The organism is Agromyces mediolanus (assembly GCF_023715325.1).
Lineage (GTDB): Bacteria > Actinomycetota > Actinomycetes > Actinomycetales > Microbacteriaceae > Agromyces > Agromyces mediolanus_A.
The window spans coordinates 628,096-651,518 of the sequence record NZ_JAMBNX010000001.1; the positions used below are offsets into that span (position 1 = coordinate 628,096).

18 protein-coding genes and 1 tRNA gene are annotated in these 23,423 nt (G+C 70.1%); 14 read left to right on the plus strand and 5 right to left on the minus strand.

The window, feature by feature from the left end:
- Positions 1-61: 61 nt before the first annotated feature.
- A complete protein-coding gene (gene nudC / locus M3147_RS02910; RefSeq protein ID WP_251201957.1) occupies positions 62-1,015 on the plus strand; it encodes an NAD(+) diphosphatase in 954 nt (317 codons plus the stop codon).
- Positions 1,000-2,754, plus strand: a complete 1,755-nt coding sequence (locus M3147_RS02915; RefSeq protein WP_251201958.1) for an ATP-dependent helicase — start codon at positions 1,000-1,002, stop codon at positions 2,752-2,754. Before nudC ends, M3147_RS02915 begins: the two co-directional genes overlap by 16 nt.
- An 825-nt stretch (positions 2,755-3,579) precedes the next feature.
- Here M3147_RS02915 and M3147_RS02920 read toward each other — a convergent pair.
- On the minus strand, positions 3,580-4,899 hold the full coding sequence (locus tag M3147_RS02920; RefSeq protein WP_251202147.1) for a zinc-dependent metalloprotease: 1,320 nt from the start codon (positions 4,897-4,899) through the stop codon (positions 3,580-3,582).
- Between the two features lie 207 nt (positions 4,900-5,106).
- Between M3147_RS02920 and M3147_RS19475 the strand changes: the two genes are divergently transcribed.
- The 3 genes from M3147_RS19475 (at position 5,107) to M3147_RS02935 (ending at position 10,157) form a co-directional block, all read left to right on the plus strand.
- Complete coding sequence (locus M3147_RS19475) at positions 5,107-6,234, plus strand: YlbL family protein (protein WP_251201959.1); 1,128 nt, start codon at positions 5,107-5,109, stop codon at positions 6,232-6,234.
- A 132-nt stretch (positions 6,235-6,366) separates the two neighbouring features.
- Positions 6,367-9,303: a UPF0182 family membrane protein gene (locus M3147_RS02930; protein WP_251201960.1), complete on the plus strand. Its 2,937-nt coding sequence runs from the start codon at positions 6,367-6,369 to the stop codon at positions 9,301-9,303.
- The gene (locus M3147_RS02935; protein WP_251201961.1) at positions 9,300-10,157 is read left to right on the plus strand and encodes a class I SAM-dependent methyltransferase; all 858 of its coding nucleotides are present in this window, start codon (positions 9,300-9,302) and stop codon (positions 10,155-10,157) included. Before M3147_RS02930 ends, M3147_RS02935 begins: the two co-directional genes overlap by 4 nt.
- A gap of 61 nt (positions 10,158-10,218) precedes the next feature.
- Here the strand turns inward: M3147_RS02935 and M3147_RS02940 are convergent, their stop codons facing one another.
- Positions 10,219-11,571, minus strand: coding sequence for a glycoside hydrolase family 18 protein (locus tag M3147_RS02940; protein WP_251201962.1), 1,353 nt, complete (start codon positions 11,569-11,571; stop codon positions 10,219-10,221).
- 358 nt (positions 11,572-11,929) lie between these two features.
- On the opposite strand from M3147_RS02940, the gene M3147_RS02945 reads away from it, so the two are divergent.
- The 6 genes from M3147_RS02945 (at position 11,930) to M3147_RS02970 (ending at position 18,652) form a co-directional block, all read left to right on the plus strand.
- Positions 11,930-12,003: transfer RNA gene (locus M3147_RS02945), tRNA-Met, on the plus strand.
- 528 nt (positions 12,004-12,531) lie between these two features.
- Positions 12,532-13,974: an ABC transporter substrate-binding protein gene (locus tag M3147_RS02950; protein ID WP_251201963.1), complete on the plus strand. Its 1,443-nt coding sequence runs from the start codon at positions 12,532-12,534 to the stop codon at positions 13,972-13,974.
- A 125-nt stretch (positions 13,975-14,099) separates the two neighbouring features.
- A complete protein-coding gene (locus M3147_RS02955) occupies positions 14,100-15,038 on the plus strand; it encodes an ABC transporter permease (protein WP_251201964.1) in 939 nt (312 codons plus the stop codon).
- Entirely contained in the window at positions 15,035-15,904 is an 870-nt protein-coding gene (locus M3147_RS02960) for an ABC transporter permease (protein ID WP_251201965.1), read from the plus strand. Before M3147_RS02955 ends, M3147_RS02960 begins: the two co-directional genes overlap by 4 nt.
- Positions 15,901-17,514: an ATP-binding cassette domain-containing protein gene (locus M3147_RS02965; RefSeq protein ID WP_251201966.1), complete on the plus strand. Its 1,614-nt coding sequence runs from the start codon at positions 15,901-15,903 to the stop codon at positions 17,512-17,514. The genes M3147_RS02960 and M3147_RS02965 overlap by 4 nt, the downstream gene beginning before the upstream one ends.
- A gap of 13 nt (positions 17,515-17,527) precedes the next feature.
- Positions 17,528-18,652: a peptidase C39 family protein gene (locus tag M3147_RS02970; protein WP_251201967.1), complete on the plus strand. Its 1,125-nt coding sequence runs from the start codon at positions 17,528-17,530 to the stop codon at positions 18,650-18,652.
- A gap of 69 nt (positions 18,653-18,721) precedes the next feature.
- Here M3147_RS02970 and M3147_RS02975 read toward each other — a convergent pair whose 3' ends face one another.
- On the minus strand, positions 18,722-19,954 hold the full coding sequence (locus M3147_RS02975) for an amidohydrolase (protein WP_251201968.1): 1,233 nt from the start codon (positions 19,952-19,954) through the stop codon (positions 18,722-18,724).
- Between the two features lie 126 nt (positions 19,955-20,080).
- Here M3147_RS02975 and M3147_RS02980 point away from each other — a divergent pair, with 126 nt between their 5' ends.
- The 3 genes from M3147_RS02980 (at position 20,081) to M3147_RS02990 (ending at position 22,129) form a co-directional block, all read left to right on the plus strand.
- Positions 20,081-21,091, plus strand: a complete 1,011-nt coding sequence (locus M3147_RS02980) for an Lrp/AsnC family transcriptional regulator (RefSeq protein WP_251201969.1) — start codon at positions 20,081-20,083, stop codon at positions 21,089-21,091.
- Between the two features lie 91 nt (positions 21,092-21,182).
- Positions 21,183-21,629: a pyridoxamine 5'-phosphate oxidase family protein gene (locus M3147_RS02985; protein WP_251201970.1), complete on the plus strand. Its 447-nt coding sequence runs from the start codon at positions 21,183-21,185 to the stop codon at positions 21,627-21,629.
- A gap of 98 nt (positions 21,630-21,727) precedes the next feature.
- Positions 21,728-22,129: a helix-turn-helix domain-containing protein gene (locus tag M3147_RS02990; protein WP_251201971.1), complete on the plus strand. Its 402-nt coding sequence runs from the start codon at positions 21,728-21,730 to the stop codon at positions 22,127-22,129.
- Here the strand turns inward: M3147_RS02990 and M3147_RS02995 are convergent.
- Positions 22,111-22,740: a ClpP family protease gene (locus M3147_RS02995; protein ID WP_251201972.1), complete on the minus strand. Its 630-nt coding sequence runs from the start codon at positions 22,738-22,740 to the stop codon at positions 22,111-22,113. The two genes, M3147_RS02990 and M3147_RS02995, sit on opposite strands and share 19 nt — an antisense overlap.
- Complete coding sequence (locus M3147_RS03000) at positions 22,737-23,357, minus strand: ClpP family protease (RefSeq protein ID WP_251201973.1); 621 nt, start codon at positions 23,355-23,357, stop codon at positions 22,737-22,739. The genes M3147_RS02995 and M3147_RS03000 overlap by 4 nt, the downstream gene beginning before the upstream one ends.
- Positions 23,358-23,423 lie beyond the last annotated feature (66 nt).

The window sequence follows — 23,423 nt, forward strand, 5'->3', positions numbered from 1 at the left end:
TGTGACCGGGCGACCGCCACACCTTGCCGACGAGTCCGCGAGCGCCATGCGAAAGGTGGTCATGCCCGAATCGAGCCTTCCGCCCCTGGCCCGCGCGGCAATCGATCGCGATGCCGGGGCGAGAGCCGATCCGGAGCGCGAGTCGCGGTTCGATGCGGATGCCTCGGCGCTCGTGCTGCCCGTCCACGACGGTCGGCTGCTCCTCGCCGAGCAGCACGAGGGCTCGGCACCCGAGCTCGGGTTCGTCGCCCCGGTCGGGCTTCCCGCTGAGACGCTCCGCTGCTACCTCGGCCGCATCGAGCGCGGCGGCACGTCGGTGGCCGTCGAGCTGCGCGTCTACGACGAAGCGGCGGCCGCGACGATCGAGGCCGAAGCGGGCCGGTGGGCCCAGCTGCGTCGCGCGGCGGCGCTCCTCGACGACCGTGACCAGGCGCTCGCGGTCGAGGCGATCGCCCTGACCGCCTGGCACGAGGCCCACCCGTTCTGCCCGCGATGCGGCAGCCCCACCGAGGTGACCGACGCCGGCTGGGTCCGGCGTTGCGTCGCTGAGGAGCGTCAGCTGTTCCCGCGCACCGACCCGGCGGTGATCGTGCTCGTCACCGACGACGACGACCGTGTGCTGCTCGGCTCGAACGCCCTGTGGGAGCAGCGGCGGTTCTCGCTGCTCGCGGGCTTCGTGGAGCCGGGTGAGCCGCTCGAGCATGCCGTCGTCCGCGAGATCGGCGAGGAGGCCGGCATCCCGGTCGACCGGGTCGAGTACGCCGCGTCCCAGCCGTGGCCGCTGCCCGCGAGCCTGATGCTCGGGTTCCGGGCCCGGCTCGCCGCCGGCGCCGCCCCCGGGATCGCCCGCCCGGACGGTGAGGAGATCCTCGAGCTCCGCTGGTTCTCCCGTGAGGACATCGCCGCGGCGGGCGAGGAGCTCTCCCTGCCGACCGGCACCTCCATCGCCGGGTGGATGCTCGAGCACTGGTACGGCGGGCCGCTGCCCACGGATGTGCCGTGGCCGAGCTCGTGAGCACCGAGGACGAGCTTCTCGACGCGCTCGACGAGGAGCAGCGCGTCGTCGCGGAGGCCCTCATCGGGCCGGTGTGCGTCCTCGCCGGAGCCGGAACGGGCAAGACCCGGGCGATCACCCACCGCATCGCGTACGGGGTCGCGTCTGGAGCCTACGACCCGGCTCGGGTGATGGCGCTCACCTTCACCGCGCGCGCGGCCGCCGAGATCCGGGGGCGGCTGCACGCCCTGGGCGCCGGTCGGGTGCAGGTGCGCACGTTCCACGCCGCGGCGCTCGCCCAGCTGAACCACTTCTGGCCGCTCGTGGCCGGCGGTGGGCCGGCGCCCCGGGTGCTCGAGTACAAGGGGCGGCTGCTCGGGCACGCCGCGGAGCGGCTGAAGGTGCGCGTCGACACCGCGACCCTGCGGGACGTCGCGGCCGAGATCGAGTGGCGCAAGGTCTCCGTGGTCGGGATGGCCGCCTACGAGGCGCGGCTGGCGAGCCGGGGCCCGGCCGGCGCGTTGAGCGCCGAGCAGCAGCTCGCGCTCATGCAGGAGTACGAACGGGTGAAGGACGAACGCCGCTCGATGGACTTCGAGGACGTGCTGCTCGCGACCGCTGGCATGATCGAGTCGGAGCCGTCCGTCGCGATGCACGTGCGGGAGAGCTATCGGCACTTCGTCGTCGACGAGTACCAGGACGTCTCGCCGGCCCAGCAACGGTTGCTCGAGCTCTGGCTCGGCGACCGCAAGGAGCTCTGCGTCGTCGGCGACGCGAGCCAGACCATCTACTCCTTCGCGGGGGCGAGCGCCGAGTTCCTGCTCGGCTTCGAGCGTCGGTACGACGACGCGACCGTCGTGCGGCTCGAGCGCAACTACCGTTCGACGGAGCCGATCGTGGCCGCCGCGAACCGGCTGATGCGGGGGCGCTCCGGGGCGCTGCGGCTCGAGGCGGCCGCGGGCGGTCCGGCCGTCGAGCCGCAGCTCGCCGAGTTCGCCGACGACGTGGCCGAGGCGCGCGAGGTCGCGCGCCGCATCCGCGCTTCCATCGACGCAGGTGCGCCGGCCGCCGAGATCGCCGTGCTGCTGCGGGTGAACTCGCAGTCGGCGTTGTACGAGCGCGCGCTCGACGACGTCGGGGTGGCCTACCGGCTCCGCGGTGCCCAGCGCTTCTTCGATCAGCCCGATGTGCTGAAGGCGGTGCACGCGTTGCGCGCGCAGGCGCTGGTGCCGAGCGACGAGCCGCTCTTCAAATCGGTGAGCGACGTGCTGCGTTCGCTCGGCTGGTCGGCGAACGCCCCGGAGGGGCCCGGCGCCGTGCGGGCGCGCTGGGAGGCGTTGAACGCGCTCGCGGGCCTCGTGGACGAGCAGCCGCCCGGCACGACCCTCCGCCAGTTCGCCGACGAGCTCCGGGCGCGAGCCGAGTCGCATCACGAACCCGCGGTGCAGGCCGTGACGCTCGCGACCCTGCACTCCGCGAAGGGCCTCGAATGGGACGAGGTGCACCTGGTCGGGCTCAGCGAGGGCCTGCTCCCCATCGCGTACGCGAAGGGCCTCGAAGCGATCGACGAGGAGCGGCGGCTGCTGTACGTCGGGCTCACCCGAGCGCGCCGGCGGCTGGCGCTGAGCTGGGCCCGTCGCGGTCCGGTGGGGCGGGGGGAGCGGGAACCGTCGCGCTTCCTCCGGGAGCTCGACAGCCGCAGTCCGGGTGCGCCGGGTGCGGGGAGCGAGACGGCGGCGCTCCCGAGACGGGAACACTGAGCGACGACCCGACGACCGCCTCGGGTCCCCGGCCGAGGAAGCGATCGAGCGCGGCGGCCGCGTGCGCGGCGGCGACTCCGAGCGCGGCGGCCGGCAGCGGCGCGGCCGCATGCGTCGCGAGCTGCGCGGCGATGGCGGGCCAGGCCGGGTCGAGATCCCGGCGATGCAGTTCCACGCAGCGCAGGCACGCGCTCCGGCCGGGGACGACCAGCGGGCCGACCCGCACCGCGGCGCCCTCGTGCACCACGGGGAGGTGCGCGACGTCACGTCGCAGCCAGCGCAGGTGGGCGCGCGGCCGCACCACCCACGCGGCCGCGAGCACGACCGCGACCGGGCGGTCCGGGCCGTGAGCGGCGAGGACCGGTCGGATGCCGATCGAGCCGAGGGCGGCCGCGACGGCGCGGGCGAGACGCGGCTCGGCGTCGTCGATCGCGACGACCGGGGGATCGGTGGCGTCCCGCTGCGCGGCGTCGGCGGTCGACCCGGCCGGCTCGAGTGCGGGGGACAGGTGTTCGAGCAGCGCGTGCAGCCGATCGGCCGGGATGCCGAGCGTCGAGACGATGGAGCGGAGCGCGTCGGGGCTCGCCCCACGGGAGAGCAGGGCGAGCACGGTGCTCTCGAGCTCGCCCGGGTCGCGCAGCACGAGCACGGGGCGGCTCGCTCCGAGCTGGAGCTCGTTCGGCGAACGCCAGACGAGGGGCAGCGCCGGGTCGAGTCGGAGGGTCATCCCGAGAGCCTGACGCACGCCGGGCTCCGGCGGCCGGGGTCATCCACAGGCGGTGGCATCGCCCGCGTGCGACCGCCCGACGGGGCGGGGCGGGGCGGTCAGGCCTTCGGCGGTTCCTCGCCGTCCTCGCCCGGTCCCGCCGGCGTCTCGCCGCGGAGCAACTGCTCGAGGGCCTCGTCGAACTCGGCATCGTCCGCGTCGATCGGGGTCTCGCCCGTCAGACGGGCGACGAGCACGGCGGGGTCGTCGAGGTCGGCGGCCGACGGCAGCAGGTCGGGATGCGCCCACATGGCGTCGCGCTGCTCGATGCCCACGGCGTCGGTCACGGCGCGCCACATCGCGGCGGCCTCGCGGAGTCGGCGGGGGCGCAGCTCGAGACCGACGAGCGTGGCGAGCGCCGATTCCGCGGGCCCGCCGGACGCGCGACGCCGGCGGATCGTCTCGGCGATCGCGACCGACTTCGGCAGTCGGGTGGTCGCCTCGGCCGTGACGACGTCGACCCACCCCTCGACGAGGGCGAGCATGGTCTCGATGCGGGCGAGGGCCGCCTGCTGCGCCTCGCTCTTCGGGCGGATCAGTGCGCCGCTCACGACCGCGTCGCGGAGCGATTCGGTGTTCGAGGGATCGAAGCCCTCGGCGAGCTCCTCGAGCCGGCCGGTGTCGATGTCGATGCCCCGCGCGAACGAGGTGATCGCAGTGATGAAGTGCAGGCGAAGCCACTTCGCGTGCCGGAACAGGCGCGCGTGCGCGAGCTCGCGCACCGCGAGGTAGAGCTCGACCTCGCCTGCGTCGACGTCGAGGCCCTCGCCGAAGGCGGCCACGTTCTGCGGCAGCACGGCGGCGCGGCCGTCCTCGATGATCGGGATGCCGATGTCGCCGCCCGAGACCACCTCGGCCGACAGCTGCCCGACGACCTGGCCGAGCTGCATCGCGAAGAGCGCGCCGCCGATGCTGCGCATCATGCGGCTCGCGCCCTGCATCATCTCGCGCATCTCCTCGGGCGCCTGCTCGCTCATGACGCGGGTGAGCGCATCGGAGATGGAGTGGGCGACCGGCTCGGCGAGCTGCGTCCACACCGGCATGGTCGCCGCGACCCAGGCACGGCGGGTGAGCAGCTCGGGCGGCGACGGCAGCGCGGTCACGTCGACCGCCGCGTCGAGCCAGAGCGCCGCGACCTGGAACGCCTGGTCGAAGCGCGCGCGCTCGGCGTCGTCGAGCTGCCGCTGCCCGTTCGCCGCGTGCTGCTCGCCCTGCTTCAGCGCCACCGACCAGTCGATGCCCTCGTCGGCATGGTTCATCGCCTGCTGCAGCTGGGAGAACAGGGCGGCGATGCTCGCCGGGTCGTTCGGCAGGCCGGCAGCACCGGCCAACTTCGACGGATCGATGCCGCCGGAGCCGGAGAGCAGCTCGCGGAGCATCTCGCGGAACTCCTCCTCGGGGTTCTGCTCGCTCGGGTCATCGCCTCGATCGGCCACGTGCGCCACCTCCAGTCGCGTCGGGTTCAACGCTAACGCGGGCGCACGGTGACGTGACTGGGAAATGGCCTAGGCTGGGCGTTCCGGGTGTCCGCCCTTCGCGAACAGCGCCCGAGCTGCGCCAATCGCAGACCCTGGAAGGATGATCGCGTGAGCCTCTTCGAGGACGAGCCCCAGGCCGACCCCCGCTGGCGTCACGACCCGAGTGCCGGCCGCCGTCCGCTCCGGGAGCGCATCGGCTGGACCGCGATCAGCGTCGCCCTCGTGGTCGGCGTGGTCTTCGCGCTGCTGCCCTCGCCCTACGTGATCGAGCAGCCGGGCCCCGTCTACAACACCCTCGGCTCGCAGGAGCACGAGGGCGAGGAGCGTCCGCTCATCGCCGTGCCCGGCGAGCAGACCTATCCGACGGACGGCGAGCTCAATCTGCTCACGGTCTCCGTCGTCGGCAAGCCCGGGCGCACGCCGAACTGGTTGGAGGTGCTCGGCTCCTGGTTCGACCGCACGAAGTCGGTGCTGCCGGTCGAGGCGATCTTCCCGCCCGGCATCAGCGAGAGCGACCGCGACGCCAGGAACCAGGCGGCGATGGTCGACTCCCAGCAGGACGCGATCGCCGCCGCGCTCGTCGAGCTCGGCTACGACTTCCCGCGCGAGGTCACCGTGACCGGTTCGGCGGAGGGCACACCCGCGGCCGGGGTGCTGCAGGAGGGCGACGTCATCGAGTCCGTCGACGGGCAGGCGGTCCACTCGATCGGCGAGCTGCGCGAAGTCGTCCAAGCGCACGGCACCGAGTCGCCCGCCGTGCTCGTCGTCTCCCGTGACGGCGGGGAGCAGGAGGTCGAGCTCACCCCGGTCGACAACGACGGCACCGCCATCCTCGGGATCGGGGTGCGCATGGTCTACGAGTTCCCCTTCGACGTCGAGATCCAGCTCGACGACGTCGGCGGCCCGAGCGCCGGCATGATGTTCGCGCTCGGTATCGTCGACACCCTGACCCCCGGCGACCTCACCGGCGGCGAGAGCATCGCCGGCACCGGCACGATCGACTCCGCCGGGGCGGTCGGGCCGATCGGAGGCATCCGGCAGAAGATGTGGGGCGCGCTCGATGCGGGCTCCACCTGGTTCCTGGCCCCGGCGTCGAACTGCAACGAGGTCGTCGACAACATCCCCGACGGCCTCACCGTGTTCTCCGTCGAGACGCTCGACCAGGCGCGGACGATCGTCGAGGACGTCGCCGACGGCGAGGTCGACGGCGACTACGCGAGCTGCAGCGCGAGCTGACCGGCCTCGCCCCCCGTGATCGCGGGTGAGCGGAACCGCGCCGTTCCGGGCAAGCTCCAAGACTCGGCCGCCTAGGATGGGTGTTCGATCCATTCCGACCGACTCCGTTCCAACCGAACCACAGAGGCCAGAGTGTCAGCAGAGACGCAAGACCCCCGTCCGTCGCGCCGCAGGGCGCCCATCGCGATCACGATCGGGGTGGTCGCCGTCCTCCTCGTCGGCTTCTTCCTCTTCGCCGGGGTCTACGCCGACATCCTCTGGTTCCGCCAGCTCGGGTACTTCGACGTGCTCGCGACCGAGTGGATCGCCCGGATCGCCCTCTTCCTGATCGGGTTCGTCGCGATGGCGCTGCCGGTCTGGGCGTCGATCTTCATCGCGTACCGTTCGCGGCCGGTGTACGCGAAGCTCAACTCGCAGCTCGACCGCTACCAGGAGGTCTTCGAGCCCCTTCGTCGGCTCGCCATGTACGGCGTCCCCGTCGTCCTCGGCGTCTTCGCGGGCGTCTCGACCGCCTCACGCTGGGATGCCGCGCTCGCCTGGCTGAACCGCACGCCGTTCGGCACGACCGACCCGCAGTTCGGCCTCGACGTCGGCTTCTACGTGTTCGAGCTGCCGTTCTACCGTTCGATCGTCGGCTTCGCCTCGGCCGTCGTGCTGCTCTCCGGCCTGCTCGTCATCGCGACGAACTACCTCTACGGCGCCATCCGCATCTCCGGCCGCGAGGTGGTCATCTCCAAGTCGGCGCGCATCCAGATCGCGATCACCGCCGGGCTCTACCTGCTGCTGCAGGGCGTCAGCATCTGGCTCGACCAGTACGGCACGGTGACCGAGCAGGGCACCCTGTTCACGGGTGCGAGCTACACCGACGTCAACGCCGTGATCCCCGGCCAGTGGATCCTCGCCGCGATCGCCATCGGTGTCGCCATCCTGTTCTTCGTCACCGCCATCATGGGTCGCTGGCGGCTGCCGCTCGTCGGTACCGTGCTGCTGCTCGTGTCGAGCCTCATCATCGGTTCCATCTACCCGTGGGTGGTGCAGCGCTTCCAGGTCGAGCCGAACGCGCGAACGGCCGAGGCACCGTACTTGCAGCGCAACATCGATCTCACCCGTGACGCCTACGGCGTCGAGGGCGTCGAGGAGATCCCGTACGCCGCGAAGACCGACGCCGAGCCGGGCGCGCTCCGGGCGGATGCCGAGACCACCGCCTCGATCCGCCTGATGGACCCGCAGCAGATCAGCCAGGCGTTCGGGCAGCTCGAGCAGTTCCGGCAGTACTACCAGTTCCCGCAGAGCCTCGACGTCGACCGCTACGAGATCGACGGCAAGTCGCAGGACGCCATCGTCGCGGTGCGCGACCTCAACCTCGAGGGCCTGAGCGATGCGGGCACCTGGTACAACACGCACATCGTCTACACGCACGGCTACGGGCTCGTCGCGGCGGCGGGCAACCAGCGCTCCTCGGACGGCCAGCCGGTGTTCATCCAGTCGGGCATCCCGCAGACCGGTTCGCTCGGCGAGTTCGAGCCGCGGGTGTACTTCGGCGAGCACTCCCCGAACTACTCGATCGTCGGCGCGCCGAAGGGCTCGAAAGCGGTCGAACTCGACTACCCGTCCGGCACCGAGGGCTCCGAGCGCACGGAGACGACGTTCGAGGGCGACGGCGGGCCCAAGCTCGACAACGCGTTCACGAAGCTCATCTACGCGCTGAAGTTCCAGTCGGAGCAGATCTTCCTCTCCGACGCGGTGAACGAGGAGTCGCAGATCCTCTACGACCGCGACCCGATCGACCGGGTCAAGAAGGTCGCGCCGTACCTGGAGCTCGACTCCGACACCTACCCCTCGGTGGTGGACGGTCGGCTGGTCTGGATCGTCGACGGCTACACGATGACCGACCAGTACCCGTACTCGAACAAGGTGAGCCTCAGCGAGGCGATCGCCGACAGCGAGGGTGCGGCGCCGTCGCTCGCGTTCGACGAGATCAACTACATCCGCAACTCGGTGAAGGCGACCGTCGACGCGTACGACGGCAAGGTCACACTGTACGCGTGGGACGAGTCCGACCCGATCCTGCAGACCTGGCAGAAGGTCTTCCCCTCGACGCTCGAGCCGATCAGCAAGATGTCGGGCGACCTCATGAGCCACGTGCGCTACCCGTCCGACCTGTTCAAGGTGCAGCGGGCCGTGCTCGGGCGCTACCACGTCACCGACGCCGACCCGTTCTACTCGCGCGAGGACGCCTGGACGACGCCGAAGGAGCCGACGGCCCCCGCGCAGAGCAACGCGCTGCAGCCGCCGTACTACCTGACGATGCAGATGCCGGGCCAGGACTCGCCCGCGTACTCGCTGTACTCGACGTTCATCCCCGACGCCCGCGGTGAGAACAGCCGCAACGTGCTGCGCGGATACCTGGCCGTGGACTCCGACGCCGGGTCGAGCGACGGCGAACGCGCCGAGGGGTACGGCAAGCTCAGGCTGCTCACGCTGCCCGAGGACGACAACGTGCCGGGTCCCGGCCAGGTGCAGGCGAAGTTCAACTCCGACCCGACCGTCTCCCAGTCGCTGAACCTGCTGAAGCAGGGGCAGTCCGACGTGATCAACGGCAACCTGCTCACGGTCCCCGTCGGCGGCGGTCTGCTCTATGTGCAGCCGGTGTACGTCAAGTCCACCGGTGGCACGAGCTACCCGCTCCTGCAGAAGGTGCTGGTCGCGTTCGGCGACCAGATCGCCTTCCAGGACACGCTCGATCAGGCGCTCAACGTCTTGTTCGGCGGTGATTCGGGGGCGTCGGCCGGTGACGAGCAGGTCGAGCCTGACACGGGTGGAGACACGGGTGGAGACGGGGGCACCCCCGACGCGCCGAGCACCGATCCCGGTGACGGCACGACCCCGACCGCGCCGAGCAGCGAGATGCAGTCGCTCCTGAACCGGGCGAAGCAGGCCATCTCGGACAAGCAGGCGGCGCTGGCCGCCGGCGACTGGACGGCCTACGGCGCCGCCGACGCGAAGCTCGCCGACCTGGTCTCGAAGATGGTGGCGCTGGCGGAGTCCGAGAAGTCGGCCGGGCAGTGACCGTCGACCCGCGCGCGGGGGAGTGGCTCGAACAGAATCGCGCGAACTGGGACGAGCGGGTGCCGCTGCACGTCGCGTCCGAGTTCTACGATCGGAGCGCCCTGCGCGCGGGCGGCAGCCTGCTCGACCCCATCGCGGCGGCCGGGGTCGAGCGGCTCTTCCCCGACGGGCTCGAGGGTGTGCGCGTGCTGCACCTGCAGTGCCACTTCGGCTCCGATTCGCTCTCGCTCGCCCAGCTCGGCGCGACGGTCGTCGGCATCGACTTCTCGCAGCCGGCGGTCGAGGAGGCCAGGCGGATGGCCGGTGAGCTCGGGCTCGCCGAGCGCGCCCGCTTCATCGAGGCGAACGTCTACGACGCCCGGCACCTGCTGCCGGAGCCCGAGTCGTTCGACCTGGTCTTCACGACGTGGGGCACGATCGGCTGGCTGCCCGACGTGGCGGAGTGGGCGCGCATCGTCGCCTGGTACCTGAAACCCGGCGGGCGGCTCTACTTCGCCGACGGGCATCCCACCGCCTACATGCTCGACGGCGACGACGGGCCCGACGGGCTGCCCAGCCTGCGCTATGCGTACGCGGGCGGTGAGCCCGACGTGGTCGACAGCGGCGAGGATTACGCCGACCCCGAGGCTCGCCTGCAGCACACCCGCACCTGGGAGTGGATGCACCCGCTGAGCGAGGTGCTCGGTGGCCTGCGCGACGCGGGGCTCACGGTCGAGGAGTTCGCCGAGCACTACCAGGTGCCGTGGCGCATCTTCCCGGCGACAGTGCCGCAGGGGCACGGCCTCTACGGCTGGCCGGGCACGAAGTGGGCGCCGCTCAGCATGGAGCTCGTCGCCCTCGCGCCGCGGGCCTGACCGGTCGCCCGACGGCTCGGAGGGGCCGCGACGACGTCACGACCCCTCCGGGTGCGTTCGCTCAGTCGAGCGGGCCCTCCTCGGCCTCCCGCAGCGCGTCGCCGAGCGCGCCGCCGAGCTCGTTCCGGTAGTCGCCCGAGAGATCCCACCACATCGCGCCGCCGAGGCCCTGATCGGCGAGCCAGGCCGCTTTCGCGCGGACCGAGTTCACGTCGTCGAGGCTCCACCATTCGCCCCGGTTCGCGTCGAAGCGCCAGGATGCGCCGATCGCCGGATCGAAGAAGCCCTGGCCGATCGAGCGGATCTCGAAGTACGGCTTCGTGCCGATCGAGGTCACGGCCGGGTCGGGCGTCCAGCCGGCGCGGTCGCCGACCGCCACGCCACTCCAGCCCTGGCCGTAGGCCGCGAGACCGATGTTCAGCTGGGCGGGGTCCGCACCGGCCGCGGTGTAGAGGCCGACGGCGTTGTCGAGGGCGAGCCCCCAGTTGTTCGTGCCGTCCGGGTGAAGGTTCCCCTGGTGCCCGGTGTTGCCGGTCCATCCGCCCGCGTAGTCGTACCCCTGGATGTTGAGCCAGTCGACGACCTCGAAGAGCCGCGGGTCGGTCCATCCGCCGGCGTTCGTGTTCCAGCCGCCCGCCGGGGCGAACGCCGTGAGCAGGTAGTCCTCGCCGGTCTGCTCGCCGTACGCGTCGAGCTGTGCGCGGAACTCCTCCATGAGGGCGAGGAAGTTCTCGCGATCGGCGGGCGACGCGTTGCCCGTCTCGCCGCCGTTCACCGGCCACTCCCAGTCGAGGTCGATGCCGTCGAAGATGCCGGCGGCGGCGCCCGGCCCGCCGAAGGTGCCGACCGTCGGCAGGTTGCCCTTGAGGTACACGTCGATGCACGAGGAGACGAGCGCCGTGCGCCGCTCCGGGGTGGCGGCGGCTTCCGAGAAGTGGTCCGACCAGGTCCACCCGCCGAGGGAGATGAGCACCTTCGTGTCAGGGCTCCGCTCTTTGAGCTTGCGGAGCTGGTTGAAGTTGCCGGCGAGGCGCTGGTGCTTGTTCGTCTTGTCGTTCTTGCCGTCGACGGAGTCCTGCGGTCCGACGAGGCGCAGGTAGTCGTTGTAGGCGTCGCCTTCGCCGGGCACGTCGGTGATCTCGCACCTGAGGTTCGCGGTGACGTTGCCGAAGGCGTAGTTCAGGTGCGTGACGTCCTCGATGGCGCCCGTGGTGAACAGATCCTTGATCTGCACGTCGCGGGTGACGGGGGAGTCGGCCATCAGATAGCCGACGGTGCGGTAGCCGTTGATCTCCTCCGGGCCGCTCGGCTGGTGGTGGGGCTTCGCCGCGGCGGGCGAGGCCGCGGCGACCGCGACCATCGCGGTGGCGGCGCCGAGGGCGGCGAGAGGGCGGAGCAGTCTGCGTCGTGTCATGGGATCCTCATCGATCGGAACGGGCGCTGGCATGGTCCGTCGCCTTCGCGCGGCGGCTGCGGCGAGCGACGGGCGACGTTGCGCAGGAAGCTAGCAAGGCTGAACGAGTTTGGAAAGACTCCTGACAAACGATGGTGGATGCCTCATTCGAACTTCCGGATCGGCTGTGGTGTATCGACAGTTCTGTCCCCCGAAGTGTGCACATGCTGCACCGTTCGGACGGCGTGCTTCGGGCTGCGCTCGCCGACTACCCCGCCATGGAGCAGGCCCAGGCATGGCCGCTTCGGGGCATCGACGCCCCCGGTGCCGGACCTGATTGGACGACCCTCGAAACCCGTGCTAGTGTTATCTCTTGTGCCGCGGGGTGGAGCAGTTCGGTAGCTCGCTGGGCTCATAACCCAGAGGTCGTAGGTTCAAATCCTGCCCCCGCAACAAAACGAGGCCCGGAATCGTCAGATTCCGGGCCTCGATCTTTTTCTCGGCCGACGAACGCAGGCGAACTCCTTCGATCACGCCTCGGCTGTGGTTGTCGGCCAGGAACGCGCAGATCCAGCGCACGACGTCGTGTGTTTGGCGATCTCGCGCTCCCACCGAACACCGCAAACGCCGTCGTCGAATGCTGAAAAGCCGGCGCTGAGCCGTCGGGAATCACCAAAACGCTGCGCGCACGCCTGAGATCAGCATCGTCGTGGGAGGCTCCGAGCGCTGAACGGGCTCGTACGACGCACCTGCAGCAGCCGAGCCCCTCCCCATCAGATCGATCACTTTCGCAAAGGAGCGACCGTGCGCTCAACTCCCTTCCCCCGCCCATGGCGGCGATTCGCGCCGGCACTCATCGTCGCTGCCGCCCTCATCCTCACCGGGTGCTCGGGCGGGAGCGATGACGGTGCCCCGGCGTCAGCCGAGCTCGGCGACACCGGCGCAGAGCTCGAAACTGTCCGCGTCGGTCTGGCCGCCTCATTGGCCAACCTCTACATCGGGCAGGAAGGCGGGATCAACAACTATTGGGTCGCCGCGAACGTGCAGGAAGGACTGCTCGGCATCGACGCCGACGGGAAGCTCGTCCCCGCTCTCGCGTCATCGTGGGAACAGACCGACGCGACCACCTACGTATTCACGCTCCGTGACGATGCGAAGTTCCAGAATGGCGACCCGGTCACCGCGGATGATGTCGTCTTCAGCTTGAACGCCGCCGCCGATCCAACCCTCTCTCCGAGCACCGCGAGCTACCTCTACACGTTCGATTCCGCGACGGCCAGCGGCAGCCGCGAAGTCACCGTGCGAACGACCGAACCGGACGCAGCCTTCCTGACCACGCTCACGAACGCGGGATCCCTCGTCGTGACCCAGCAGCAGTTCTGGGACAAGTACGGGGGAGCGATCGGCACCTCCGATTCACTGCTTCTCGGGACCGGCCCGTACAAGGTCACCGAATTCCAGCCCGACTCGCACGTCATCCTCGACCGCGTCGATACCTGGTGGGGCGGCCTGCCGAAGGTGAAGCAGATTCGCATCGACTTCATCCCCGACGAGAACACCCGATTGCTCGCCGCGCAGAATGGCGACCTCGACGTGGCTCTTTCAGTGCCACTGAAGCAACTGCCTCAATGGGAGGAGCTTTCCGGCGGTCGCGTGGAGTCCGTGGACGACCTCTCCTACACCGGCCTGTTCTTCGACCTGTCAGTCCCTCCATTCGACGACCCCAAGGTGCGAGAAGCCGTCGCGTCGGCAATGGATCGCGAGACCATCGTCGACAAAGTGCTCCGCGGCAACGGAGAGGTGGCGAACACGATCATGTCGCCCCCGTCGCTCGCAGCGGCATACGGCGGGGACCAGGCCCGCGACCTTCTCATGCGAGTGCCCGCCCACGACTTCGACCTGGCGCGGGCGAAGGAACTCCTCGCCGAGTCGACCGAGGCCGACGGGTTCGAGACCACCATCACGTACCCGAGCGCGGGGTCGCAGCTCGGTACCGCCGCGCAGGCGCTCGCCGAGAACCTCAAGCAACTCGGAATCACGCTGCGCGTGCGTGAGGTGCCGACCGAGGAATGGCTCGCCACGATCGGTGACGGTCAACACGGGCTCGGGTTCATGTGGTACTTCTCCACCACCGGCGACCCCGCTGAGATCAGCTCCTACTTGCTCGGCGAAGGAAACCCGAGCCACATCGCCGACGCCGACGCGCTCGAACTCATCAGCAAGGCCGGCGCGGCGACCGAGCCGGCTGCTCGGATCGACCTTCTCGTGGAGCTGGAAACGCTCAATGCGGAAAACACGTACGCCGCGCCACTGTGGTGGGGACGTTCGCTCACCTTCTTCTCCGACGCCGTCGGGGTTCGCACGTTCACGCCGTACACGTTCATCGGGCCGTGGGGCAACCAGCTCTTCGCCGCGGCGCAATGACCGGGGACGCGTGGGCAGCAGACCGAGCCCAGAGAGCCACCGTGACCGACCCCGCGGCGACGCTTGAGGGTGCTGTCGAGGCGAAGCCCGCCCGGGCACGCGACGACAGGCGGAGCATTCGGCGCATGATCGTGGTCCGGCTCTTCGGTGTGCTCGCGATTCTGCTCGTCATCTCGTTCCTCACCTTCTCCCTCGTGTACCTGGCGCCCGGTGACCTGGTGAAGAACCTGCTCGGCAATCGCCCCGCGTCACCTGAGGCGGTCGCCGCGATCCGGGCCCAGTACCACCTCGACGATCCCTTCCTGCTGCGATACCTCGACTGGCTCGGCAGCGCGATACGCGGCGACTTCGGGCAGTCCATCCGTCTTCAGCAGCCGGTGAGCACGGTCATCGGCGACCGATTGCCGAACACCCTGGCGCTCGTCGCTCTCGCGTTCCTCATCGCGCTCGCCACCGCCATCCCCCTCGGCATCCTGAGCGCCGCACGGGAGGGACGATTCAGCGACAGCCTTGCCAGCCTGCTCTCATTGATCGGGCTTTCGGCCCCGTCATTCGCCATCGCGCTGCTGCTGCTCTACGTGTTCGCCACGCTCCTCCCGATCTTCCCCGCGTACGGCGCTGGATCGGGCGGCTTCGACACCCTGTGGCACCTCGTGCTCCCGGCGGTCGCCCTCGCAGCCGGCATCGGGGCGATCCTGATGCGCCTCACGCGCGCCGCGCTGCTCCGTGAGCTCCAGAGCGATGCGACCACCTTCGCTCGTGCGCGCGGACTTCGGGAGGCGGACGTCCAGGTGGCCGCGCTGCGCGCGGCAGCCATCCCGATCGTCACGAGCGCGGGCCTCGTGCTGACGTTCATCGTCGGCGGCACGATCATCGTGGAATCGGTCTTCGCCCTGCCCGGCCTCGGGTCCCTGCTGCAACAGGCGGTCCAGTTCAAGGACCTGCCGGTGGTGCAAGCACTGACCCTCCTGATCGCGGCCGTGATCGCGGTCATCACCATCCTCATCGACCTCAGCTACCTCGTGCTCGATCCGCGCGTCCGAGCGAAAGGACTGAACCGATGAGCGGAACACCGAAGCTGTCCCCGCGAACCAGGACGATCTCGATCGTTCCCGGCCGCCGACGAGTTCGCTGGGGCGCCACGCTCTCCGTGGTGCTCCTCGCCGGAGTCGGCCTGGTCGCTCTCGTCTCGCCGATGCTCTCCGATGCGGCCACCCGGCAGTCCGTTCTCGACGCGCTGCTTCCCCCCGGCTCGCCCGGTCACCCGCTCGGCACCGACGAGCTCGGACGCGACGTGCTCATGCTGACCCTCGCCGGGACCGGCTCAGCCGTGGTCGGCCCGGTCATCGTCGCCGCAGGATCGATGACGCTCGCGGTCCTCCTCGGCACCATCGCCGGCTATGTCGGTGGATTCGTCGACGGGGTGATCGGCCGCGGGGTCGATGTGCTCCTCGCCCTGCCCGTCATGCTGGTCGCCCTCGTTGTCGCCGGCGTGTTCGGGGCCGGCTATTGGGTCACGGTCGTGCTCCTGATCGTGCTCTTCTGTCCTTCGGACATCAGGATCGTGCGCGCGGGAGTCACCGAACAGGCCCCGAGGCCGTACGTGGAAGCGGCACAGATGCTCTCGCTCTCCTCCAGCCGGATCATGTTCCGGTACGTCGTGCCGAACACCTGGCCCTTGATCCTCACGAATGTGACCCTCAACGTCGGCATCGCACTGGTGGCACTCTCGTCGCTGTCGTTCCTCGGCGTCGGTGTCGCACCGGGCACGCCCGACTGGGGACGACAGATCTCCGACGGTCGCGGGGTGATGGGTGACAACGCCGCGATGCTCATCGTGCCCGCGGTCCTCATCATCCTCGTGACCATGGCCATCAATGTGCTCGGAGACCATCTCGGCACCCGACTCCGCGAACGGGGCATCCAATGAGCACGTCCTCCGAACAGCTGAACGCCCGCGGCGTGGTCGTGCGTTCCCTCGCCGTCGACGGCCCGAGCGGTCCACTCGTGCGGCCGCTCGGCTTCACGGTCGGCCCTGGGCGGACCCTCGCGATCATCGGCGAATCCGGATCCGGCAAGTCGGTGACGGCGCGTGCCCTGACCGGTCTGCTCCCGCGGGGTCTCGAAGCAACCGGCTCAGCGAGCATCGACGGGGATCGCTACCCGCTCTCCACCGGGGAGAGGTCCGCGTGGGACCGGATCCGGGGCCGGCGGGCCGTCCTGCTGTTGCAGGATCCGTTCACGAGCCTGAATCCGGTGATCAGATGCGGTGCCCAGATCGGGGCCACGGTGCGGGCGCGAATGCGGGCCGAACGTCGCCGGGTCTCTGGCTCATCGCTCAAGCTCGAGGTCGAACGCCGCCTCGACGAGGTGCGACTGCCGCCCGATGTGGCGAGGCGCTACCCGTCCGAGCTCTCCGGCGGGATGAGGCAACGCGTGGCCATCGCCGCCGCCCTCGCAGCCGAGCCTCGACTGCTGATCGCCGACGAACCGACCACTGCCCTCGACGCGAGTACGCAAGGAGGAGTGCTCGATCTGCTCGGCGATCTGCAGAAGCGCCACGAGATGAGTTTGCTCCTCATCTCGCACGACCTCGGCGTCGTCGCAGGGCGGGCTGACGACCTCATCGTCATGCGCAGAGGCGAGGTCGTCGAGCGTGGCAGGACGAACCGGGTGCTCGCTGCACCGGAGCACCACTACACGCGAGCGCTTCTGGACGCCAACCTCTCGGTCACCGACACCACCATCCCGCCGCGGCCACCGAGTCCGATGCTCCTCACCGCGACCGGAGTCTCCAAACGCTTCGGCAGCGTCACGGCGCTCGACGCGGCGAGCGTCGACGTCGCCCGCGGCGAGATCGTCGCCGTCGTCGGCGAATCCGGCTCCGGAAAGTCGACCCTCGCCCGCTGTATCGCCGGGCTCGAGGTGCCTGAGGCCGGCACGATCACGCTCGACGGTCGGGACCTTCCCCCTGGCCGCCGCGGCCGACACCCGGGCGAGATGCAGATCGTGTTTCAGGATCCGTACTCGACGTTGAACCCCGTGTTCACCATCGACCGCTCGCTCCGGGACGCGCTTCGGCTGGCTGGCGGACAGACCACGGTCGGGGACCTCCTCGAGCTGGTCGAACTGGACCCGGCACTCGGCTCCCGACACCCGTCGCAGCTCTCGGGCGGACAGCGGCAACGAGTGGCCATCGCGCGTGCGCTCGCCCCGAATCCGCAGCTGTTGATCTGCGACGAGAGCGTCTCCGCGCTGGACGTCTCGGTGCAGCGGCAGATCCTGGATCTCCTGATCCGACTGCGAGACGAGCTCGACCTTGCAATGCTGTTCATCACGCACGATCTCGGTGTCGTGGCCAACATCGCGAGCCGAGCCATCGTCCTGCAACGAGGCGTCGTCGTCGAACGCGGGAGCACGGCTCAGATCTTGCGAGCACCACAGCATCCCTATACGAAGTCGCTGGTGCAGGCCGCGGAGCATGACAGCATCCACGGCGCCAGCGCCCAAGCCGCCCTGCAGGTCCGGCCGAGCCGATGAAGGAGATTCATCCATGAGCACCATGCACCCGACCGCCGTCGACGTCGACCTCGCGGTCGTGGAGGGCGTCCACATTCCAGCGGGGCTCTCCGCCGCGCGCGCCGAACTCTGGACCGTCGAGCGCGGGCTGTGGGGCCCGCGCACCGTCCAGAGCCGCCGAGGTGCGGCCTTGACCGCCGGACGGCCGCACACCGCGTACCGGAAGATCGTCGATGTCGTCGCCGACGATATCGAGACGTTCCGCAGACTCATTGGTGCCGCGGCCGATGACGTCCCACCGAATCCGGACGGCTCGCGTCCGGCGCCGATCGTCGTCCGTTTCGAGGAGCACCCGAACCGGGTTCCGCTCACCGACCGGCAGCGTGAGGTGCTCGGCGAACTCGGCTTCGTCGAGGACCCGGTCCCGGTCCCGTCGGTTGAGAGTACGCGACCCGACTCGCTGAACTTCGCCAGGGGGTGGTCGAAGTGGTTCAGCCCCCTGCCCACCGAGCGCACGGCCTACTACGGCCAGACCACGGACGTGACCTGCGGGCCGACGACGGCGCTGATGGCGATGGAACGCGCCGGGTTCGGGCGGCTCGGCGCAGATGGAGCCGACAACCACGCGGCCGAGATCGCGCTCTGGCGCAAGGCGACGAACGCACCAGGATGCGACCCCGTCAGCCTCGCTCTCGCGGTCGCGGACGAGATCACTGCGGCGGGGCTGCCGATCCAGCAGCCCACCGTCGTCCTCAGCGCTCCCGGCCTCATCCTCGTCGAGGACTTCTCGAAGACCCCCGAGGAGGCGAAACTCCGGAAGGCGCTACAGCTCGACTCGCTGCCTCGAGCAGACGCCGTCGGCCTTCCGATCGAGCGGCGTTGGTTCACCGTCGACGAGGTGGGCGCCATCGTCTCCGGCGGTGCCGACGTCTTTCTTCTGATCGCGCTCGAGCCGTTGATCGCCGACCCCAGCCCACATTGGGTCCTCGTGCACGATGTCATCGACGACGTCTTCATCGTGTCCGACCCGTGGGTCGAATCCGAGCACGGCGAGAGCTGGGTGGACTCGGCGGAGCTTCCGATCCCGTCCGCCGGTATCGATCTCATCGCTCGGTTGGGGGAGCCGGTCGTCCGCGCAATGGTGATCTTCGGCCGCTGATGCCGCTCAGCGGCCGCTCAGCGGACCGGCCGGGATCGAGCGCCGATCGCCGTCGACGGCGCTCCCGCTTCAGAGACCGAACGGAACCATCGTCTCGCCGGGTGACCTGCTCGCCGTCCTGCGCTGGAATGCGGCGCGGCGCTCGGCATCGCAGGCCGCGTCGAGCACGGTCGCGGCGAGCACGGTCGCTCCCTCGATGAGTGCGGCATCCGCTTCACCGGAGATCGCGGCCTTCGCGAAGTCGGCGTTGTGCGGTGACGCGTCCCAGCCCTGGAAGGCGATCAGGGGATGGATCGTCGGGACGACCTGGGACACGTTGCCCATGTCGGTCGACCCTCCCGGAAGGATCGTCGCGCCGAGCGTACGGCCTCGCGCGGTCATGTTCTCGTCCCAGAGGTCGGAGAGCACCTCATCGTGAAGCAACGGGGCGTACGGGCGAGCGATGGGCTCCCACTCCCAGTCGCACCCCGTGGCGACGGCGGCACCTTCGAAGCAGCGACCGACCCGTTCCTTCGCCCTGCGCCACTCGATCAGGTCGTAGGCTCGCACCTCGACCCGGATCACGGCGAGATCCGCGATCACGTTCGTTGCCCGGCCGGCCTCGACGACGTACGCGTTGAGGTTCGTTTCCGCGTCAAGGTGCTGCCTGAGCAACGCGATGGCATTCAGGGAGAGGATGGCCGCGTTGCCGGCGTTCACGGCGAGTTCCGGCGCCGCGGCCGCATGCGAGGCGCGTCCGCGAAAGGTCACCTGGAACCTCGCTACTGCGGTCGCCCGCATCGCGCGCGCATGGTAGGCGTCACCCTCGAAGCCGTTGAAAGCCGTCATTCCGTGGACCATCAACGAGATGTCCGCGCCCTCCCATGCGCCCGCCTCGAGCAGCGCGGCCTTTCCGCCACCACCCTCTTCTGCGGGTGTCCCCAGGAGCTTCACGCGAAGGTTCGCGGCTGCGGCGACGGAGGCCAAGCCGATGGCCGCGCCGACGCCCGCCGCCGCGATCACGTTGTGCCCGCACCCGTGCCCGATGCCGGGCAGCGCGTCGTACTCCGCACAGACCACGACGGTGAAGTCTCCCGCTCCGGCCGTCGCCTCGACGGCCGTGGGCACCCCGTAGGCGCCGACCACGACCTCGAAGCCCGCTTCCCGCAATGCGGACGCCACGACCGACGCCGACTCGTGCTCCTCCCATGCCAGCTCGGCGAGCCCATGGATCCGATGGCTGAGACGGACGAGCGCGTCGGATCGTCGTCCGATCTCGTCAGCGACGGCCGACTTCAGCACGGCGACGGGTGAGACGGTCATAACTTCCTCTCCTCATTGCAACTTTGGGAGGAGTCTGCCCAGACAGTCGTGCAGACCAGGCGATGATGCAGAGAACCTGCGCGAATCCCTGCGGTGGTGAGATGATCTACGGATCAGGAGGGCGTGATGCATCCAGGAGACCTTGATTCGACGGACCGGAAGCTGCTGCATGCGCTGCAGATCGAGCCGCGTGCGAGCTGGAAGTCGCTGGAACGCGTGGTCGGCGTGAACTCGAGCACGCTCGCGCGACGGTGGGCGCGCCTGTCCGATGAAGGCCTCGCCTGGGTCACCGGGCACCCGCAGGGCGGGCAGTCAGCACTGGTCGAGATCGAGTCGGAGCTCACGCAGATCCCGAAGGTGACGCAGGCGCTGATGGCGGAGCCCTATGTCCAGACCATCGAGCTCTGTTCGGGGGCACGGAGCATCCTCGCGCTCATCAACGCCCCCGACATGGTGGCGCTGTCCGAGTTCCTGACGGACCGCCTCGGCCGTATCGCCGCCATCAAGACCGCACACAGTCATGTCTCGAGTGAGATCTACGTCGACGGAAGCAGCTGGCGATTGCGAGAACTCAGCCAGGAGGAGCTCTCCCGCATGCCGCCTCCGCCATCGCCTCGTCCTCGGGCTGCGCGGCACGTCCCTCCCGAGCTGAAGGCGGCCATCTTCGAAGAGGTGTGGCGCGACGGACGGGTTCCTGTCGCGGTGATCGCAGAACGCCACGGCGTGTCTCCGCAGCGGGTGGCCGACGCCATCGTCACGTTGCGCAGAGACGACGCCCTGCGATTCCGCACCGACATCGCACGCAACGCGACGGAGTGGACGACGCAGGCGTGGTACTTCATCGAGGCGCCCTCCACGCTCCGCGACGCCATCCGCCACACCGTCGACTCGGTGCCCGAGATCCGCTTCGCCATGACGACCGCGAGCCGCGCGAATCTCGTGCTCGTCGTCTGGCTTCGCCACCTCGGCGACGTGCACAAGTTCGAGACGATGCTCGAGTCGGCGTTGCGGGGAGCGCGGGTCGTCGACCGTTCCGTCGTGCTCCGCGCGGTGAAGCACCTCAACCGCCGACTCGGGCCGGCGACCGCGGCAGTGGATCAGGTCGGAAGCCCGCCCAGCATCACCGGACGGCGATGAGCGCAGCCGACGCATGCTCCGCTCGCCTTGACGTCGCTCCCGCGCCGGAGTAGACAGACGGCACGGGACCGCTCCAGGGGAGGAGTCGATCGTGACGGATGCGGACGAACGACCGCCCATGCGGGAGATGCGCTCGGCCGAGTGCTGGGAGCGGGTCGAGGCAGCGCCCTACGGCCGGCTCGGGACCTATGCCGGCGGCGAGATGGACCTTTTCCCGGTGAATCACGGCGTGGACCGCTTCAGCATCGTCTTCCGCACCGCGCCCGGGACGAAGCTGCTCGCGCTGACGGTCGACCAGGACGTGCTGTTCCAGGTCGACGGCATCGACGGCGCCGAGGTGTTCAGCATCGTGATGAGGGGCCGCGCCGACCGCGTCGAACGCGATCGGGAGATCGAGGAGGCCGAGCGTCTCGGGATCGTCACCTGGGCGCCGGGGCGGAAGGACCGGTGGGTTCGGATCACGCCGCGCGATGTCCAGGGGCGCGCCTTCACGCTCCCGGTCGAGGGCCGGGACGCCGCGGTCGGGGAGACCGGCTAGCTCAGGGCGCGGCGCGGGGCGTCCCGGCGTCGCGCCGGTCGTTCTGCTCTCAGCGGATCGACGTATCGCTCGGATGCCTCGGCCGTTAGCCTCGGGACATGGGTGAGCTCGTCGAACTCCAACCGATCCGTCGCCGGCCGAAGCCGCTCTGGCGCGAGGCGCTCGGCGAGGTGCTCCGGCGCGAGCGGCTCGGTCAGGAGCGGATCCTGACCGAGGTCGCGACGGTCGCCGGCGTCTCCCCGCAGTACCTCTCCGAGATCGAGCGGGGCCGTAAGGAGCCGTCGAGCGAGGTGCTCGGCGCGGTCACCGAAGCGCTCGGGCTCGAGCTCCACGACGTCGTCCGGCGAGTCGGCGCCTCGCTCGAGGCGCGTCACGAGACGGCCCGCCGCGAGGCGGAGCGCCGAACCCTCGTCGAGCTCGCCCAGGCGCTCCCGACCGCACCCCGCGGCGGCGCCGAGTTCGCGCCGCCGCAGGGCGGCGTCTACCTGCTCGCGGCGTAGGCCGCGCCTCCGGCATCGACCGCGAGCTGCGCGCTCAGCACCCGATCCGCGAGCCCGTACTCGACTGCGGCGTCGGCGGGGAGGACGAGGTCCCGGTCGGTGTCGTGCCGGAGGGCGTCCGCGTCGCGTCCGGTGTCGGCCGCGAGGGCCGCCTCCAGCTCGGCACGCACGCGGACGACCTCGTCGGCGTGCAGGATGAGATCGGGGATCGTGCCCCGCCCCTGCGAGGACGGCTGGTGCAGCACCACCCGGCCGTGCGGCAGGATCGACCGCAACCCCTTCGCCCCGCCGGCGAGGAGCACCGCGGCGGGGCCGACCGCCTGTCCGACGCATGTCGTGGCCACGTCCGGGCGGATGTGCTGCATCGTGTCGTAGACCGCGAGCGCGGCGCCCGGCGATCCGCCGGGCGAGTTCAGGTACAGGCTGATCGGCGTCTCGCTGGACTCCGAGGCGAGGTGCAGGAACTGCGCGATCAGCACGTTCGCGACACCGTCGTCGATCTCGGTGCCCAGATAGACGATGCGCTCGGACAGGAGCCGGCTGTAGACGTCGAGCGAGCGCTCGGTGTTGCCGCGCCGTTCGACGACGTAGGGGATGGGGTAGCTGGTCATGCGGTCACCTGCAATCCGGTCCTGGGCTGCACGCCCGCGGGGAACATGTCGTCGAATCCGTCGACGACGCGGTCGATGAAGCCGTAGTCGACGGCCTCCTCGGCGGTGTACCAGCGGTCGCGGAGGGAGTCCTCGGCGATCCGCTCGATCGGCTGCCCGGTGTTCGCGGCGGTGATGCCGAGCACGGTGTCGCGCATGTGCCGCAGGTCGTCGGCCTGCAACTCGATGTCCACCGCCGTGCCGCCGATGCCCGCCGACCCCTGGTGCATGAGGATGCGGGTGTGCGGCAGCGCGAATCGCTTGCCCGGGGTGCCGGCGCTCAGGAGGAACTGCCCGGCACTGGCCGCGATGCCGTACGCGATGGTGACGACGTCGTTCGGGATGGACCGCATCAGGTCGGCGATGGCGAGCATCGCCGACACCGAGCCGCCGGGGGAGTTGATCCAGAACCGGATGTCTCGGCGGCGATCCTCGCCGGCGAGGGCGACGAGCTGCGCGCAGAGGCGGTTCCCGCCCTGCTGGTCGAGCTCGTCGCCGAGGACGATGATGCGTTCGTGGAACAGCCGGGCGGTGAGCTCGGCGTCGATCGGCTGGATCGTGGGAGTCGGTTCGCTCATGCCTCCAGCGTGCGGGAACGCGAGAGGCGACGCATCGGATGCCGCTCACAGCAGCGCTGCGCTGGG

Coding starts and splice junctions, on each gene's coding strand:
- nudC (WP_251201957.1), top strand. CDS start 62: ATGCCCGAATCGAGCCTTCCGCCCCTGGCCCGCGCGGCAATCGATCGC.
- M3147_RS02920 (WP_251202147.1), bottom strand. CDS start 4,899: ATGCTCCGCGAGCTGCTCTCCGGCTCCGGCGGCATCGATCCGTCGAAG.
- M3147_RS02940 (WP_251201962.1), bottom strand. CDS start 11,571: ATGACACGACGCAGACTGCTCCGCCCTCTCGCCGCCCTCGGCGCCGCC.
- M3147_RS02955 (WP_251201964.1), top strand. CDS start 14,100: ATGATCGTGGTCCGGCTCTTCGGTGTGCTCGCGATTCTGCTCGTCATC.
- M3147_RS02960 (WP_251201965.1), top strand. CDS start 15,035: ATGAGCGGAACACCGAAGCTGTCCCCGCGAACCAGGACGATCTCGATC.
- M3147_RS02965 (WP_251201966.1), top strand. CDS start 15,901: ATGAGCACGTCCTCCGAACAGCTGAACGCCCGCGGCGTGGTCGTGCGT.
- M3147_RS02970 (WP_251201967.1), top strand. CDS start 17,528: ATGAGCACCATGCACCCGACCGCCGTCGACGTCGACCTCGCGGTCGTG.
- M3147_RS02975 (WP_251201968.1), bottom strand. CDS start 19,954: ATGACCGTCTCACCCGTCGCCGTGCTGAAGTCGGCCGTCGCTGACGAG.
- M3147_RS02980 (WP_251201969.1), top strand. CDS start 20,081: ATGCATCCAGGAGACCTTGATTCGACGGACCGGAAGCTGCTGCATGCG.
- M3147_RS02990 (WP_251201971.1), top strand. CDS start 21,728: ATGGGTGAGCTCGTCGAACTCCAACCGATCCGTCGCCGGCCGAAGCCG.
- M3147_RS02995 (WP_251201972.1), bottom strand. CDS start 22,740: ATGACCAGCTACCCCATCCCCTACGTCGTCGAACGGCGCGGCAACACC.
- M3147_RS03000 (WP_251201973.1), bottom strand. CDS start 23,357: ATGAGCGAACCGACTCCCACGATCCAGCCGATCGACGCCGAGCTCACC.